The 3,814-nt window shown below is 28.3% G+C and carries 4 protein-coding genes; all 4 read left to right on the forward strand.

Annotated elements, in window-relative coordinates:
- Positions 1-509, forward strand: a 509-nt coding sequence (locus tag ABY863_RS13145) for a hypothetical protein (protein ID WP_372795570.1), incomplete at its 5' end; no start/stop codon positions are given.
- Positions 510-629: 120 nt separating this feature from the next.
- A complete protein-coding gene (locus ABY863_RS13150) occupies positions 630-1,625 on the forward strand; it encodes a DNA adenine methylase (protein WP_372795572.1) in 996 nt (331 codons plus the stop codon).
- Complete coding sequence (locus tag ABY863_RS13155) at positions 1,625-2,368, forward strand: glycosyltransferase (protein WP_372795574.1); 744 nt, start codon at positions 1,625-1,627, stop codon at positions 2,366-2,368. The genes ABY863_RS13150 and ABY863_RS13155 overlap by 1 nt, the downstream gene beginning before the upstream one ends.
- Before the next feature lie 97 nt (positions 2,369-2,465).
- Entirely contained in the window at positions 2,466-3,530 is a 1,065-nt protein-coding gene (locus ABY863_RS13160; RefSeq protein ID WP_372795576.1) for a DUF3089 domain-containing protein, read from the forward strand.
- Positions 3,531-3,814 lie beyond the last annotated feature (284 nt).

Here is a 3,814-nt window from a genome sequence, read left to right on the forward strand (position 1 = left end):
TACTGTTATTAGAAATTGAAACCAAATTCAATAGCGATTCAGAATATAACGATTTAAAAAATTATGCCTTAAACAGGTGGTTTAATTTTTGGTCGGCAAAAGCAGTAGAAAGTATTTTTTGTGAACATGAAAATGTGAACCCACATCCAAATTCTCACCATAAATTTACAGATTTTTTTATAAACGAAATTCCATTTGATCATAAAACTACCATTTTTCCAAAAGGATTTAAAAAATCTGTTCCTTACGCAATTGCGCATAAAAATGAACTAATTGAATGGTTGTATAAAAACCAAAGTCAACAACAACGTAAACATTATAAAAATCGCCTTTTTATTGTATTGGTTAATTACGAAAATGAAAGTGAACATTGGAAATTAAAAGCTGAAATTAGTTGGCTAAAAAAAATAATATCAACATATTTACTTAAATTTGAAACTTCAAAATTACACAGTTTCTATTTTGAAAATGAAATTGTAAAAGCAGATATAATTTGGGCAATAAAGTAATATATTCGTCATTGCGAATGAAGAGAAACAATCTGTTTCTTAAAATGAGATAACCATGTCGCTATCGCTCCTCGTTATGACGTTTTCGTTATTACGAAACATAAAAACTAATTAAAAATTGTGAATTATATAGGCTCTAAACATAAATTATCTTCCTTTTTAAAATCATCCATAATTAATACGGTGAATTCAGATTTATCAAACCTTGTGTTTTGTGATTTATTTGCAGGCACCGGAATTGTTGGTAGAACCTTTAAACCGCTAGTGAAACAAGTTATTGCTAATGATGTTGAGCATTATAGTTATATTTTAAATAGAAATTATATTGGAAATCACCAATTATTAAATTGTGAAGAAAGAATAGAAATTTTAAATAATTTAGAAGGAATAGAAGGCTTTATTTTTCAAAATTATTGCGAAAACGGAAATGAAGCTCGATTGTATTATTCTTCAGAAAATGGAAAAAAAATTGATGCCATTCGGCTACAAATTGAAACGTGGAAAACGAATAGTGAAATAACAGAAGATGAATATTATTTTTTATTGGCTTCTTTAATAGAAAGCGCCGATAAAGTAGCAAATACAGCTTCCGTTTATGGAGCTTATTTAAAGCAATTAAAAAAATCTGCACAAAAAACATTGCTTATTTTACCTGCTAAATTTATAAATACAAAATCTTCACATCAGGTTTATAATGAAGATAGCAACAAACTTATTAAAAAAATTAAAGGTGATATTTTATATCTAGATCCACCTTATAATGCTCGGCAATACGGTTCAAATTATCATTTATTAAATACAATTGCAAAATACGACACATTTCTTCCGAAGGGAAAAACGGGTTTACGAGATTATTATAAATCGTCTTATTGTAAAAAAAATGAAGTGAAAAAATCTTTCGAAGACTTAATTAAAAATGCTAACTTTAAACATATATTTTTAAGCTATAATAACGAAGGTTTAATGACTGAAAATGAAGTAAGTACAATAATGTCAACCTATGGAAAATACAGTTTAGAAACCATAGATTATCAACGTTTTAAAGCTGATAAAACAGAAAACAGAAATCATAAAGCAACTTCAACAGTTGAATATTTACATATTTTAGAAAAATAATGAATAAAATAAAAGAAGACACAAATTATATCTTTTGTATGAAGTGGGGCACTTTGTATGGAGCCGAATACGTGAACAGATTATATTCAATGGTTCAAAAAAACTTGACCTACGATTTTAAAATGGTTTGTTTTACTGATGATGAAACTGGAATTATTGATGAAGTGCAGTGCTTTCCAATCCCAGAAATTAAATTAGACTCAAAACTTCCAGAACGTATGTGGAAGAAATTAACAACGCTAAAAGAAGATTTGTACGGATTAAAAGGGCGTGCTTTGTTTTTAGATTTAGACATTGTTATTGTTGATAATATTGATTGTTTCTTTGATGTTGAAGGTGAGTTTAGAATTATTAAAGATCATAGTTGGAGATCTTGGAGAATTACAGGAAATTCTTCAGTCTATAGATTTGATATTGGTAAACACGGCTATGTTTTTGATGATTTTATTGCTAATTCAGAAAAAGCATTAAAAGAACATAGAAATGAACAGGAATATTTAACACATGCAATGAATGATAAAGGTAAATTGCAGTATTGGCCAAAAGAATGGTGTCCAAGTTTTAAATATGATTGTTCTTCGCGTTTTCCTTTGGCATTTTGGAAAACACCAAAAATAACTGAAGGTTCAAAAATTATTATATTTCACGGAGAAATTAACCCTCATAAAGCTGTTAAAGGTGGTTGGGGAAAATGGTATAGATATGTACCTGCAGCACCTTGGGTTGCTGATTACTGGAAGTAAAATTATCGAATACTATAATCTTGAAAATTTAATAAATATATAAAGTGAGTTTGTTAATGAAAATGTAGAATACATATTCCTTGTTGAATAAAATAAAATGAAACTGTTACAAGAAATACGGTTAAAAAGGTGCTTAATAGGGTTTGATAAAACCTTAATATTGGTATTTATATTTTTTTTAATAAGTTGTAAAAGTATTATAATTCCTGTTTTTTCTACGCAACAACCACCCTTAACTCCAAATTATGACAATCTAACAACTTGGGCAATTTTACCAAATACGTATCCCGAAAATTTAAAACAATGGCAAACAAATACCGATACTTTAAAAGTTGATGTATTTTATATTTACCCTACTTTAAATATTGAGGATAAAGATTTAAGATGGAATGTTCCGGTGACTGACGCTACCCAAAATGAAAAGGTAATTAATAAAGCGGTTTATTTTCAGGCATCTGCATTTTTAAACTCTGGAAAATTGTATGTTCCTTATTATAGGCAAGCTCATTTGAGATCCTATAAATTATATAATACCGGCGGTAAAGAGGCATTGAATCTTGCGTATTCTGACGTTAAGAAATCTTTTAAAACCTATTTAGAAAAGTACAATCATGGCCGACCTATAATTATAGCATCTCATAGCCAGGGAACTACACATGCTATAAAACTTTTAAAAGAATTTTTCGATGGAAAACCATTACAAGATCAATTAGTGGCTGCTTATATACCTGGGATTGGTGTTAAAAAAAATGAATTTAAGCATATTGATTATATGATTAGTCCCACACAAACAGGTGGTTTTGTAAGTTGGAATACATTCAAAAAAAACTATTATCCCAAAGCCTATGAAGAATGGTTTACTGAAACTGTAGTTTCAAATCCAATTAATTGGAATGAAAAAAGTGAATCTCAGCTCTCAGACCATAAAGGATTTTTATTTACCAATAGTAAATTATACACTCAGGCAGTACAAGTATTTGTAAAAGAGGGAATATTATGGATTAGTTTACCACATTTTCCATATCGACTTTTTGTTTTAGGGAAAAAGGAATATCACCAAGGTGACATTAATTTATTTTGGGAAGACATAAGAGAAAATGCTTCTTTACGCGTAGATTCTTATTTTAAAACACACAGCATGTTGACTGAAAAGAAGAATTGAATTGTTTGATGAACGTTTAAATTTTTTTAATGAAGAGCATATTCAAACAAGTAACTCCTATAAACATAATTTGAAATACGAATAAAAATGTGAAACATTATGAAATAATGATCTTTTTAGATACTTTAACTATTAAAATGACAAGTAATTAAATAATTTACAGATATAAAAAAGCCGTTTAGATTTAACTCTAAACGGCTTTTTTATATAACAGCGTTAATTAAAACTTATTAATTTTTTGCCTTTTTTGAAAAAGTATAAGTAATACCAAAGTTGATTCCAAA

Source organism: Lutibacter sp. (assembly GCF_041562875.1).
Lineage (GTDB): Bacteria > Bacteroidota > Bacteroidia > Flavobacteriales > Flavobacteriaceae > Lutibacter.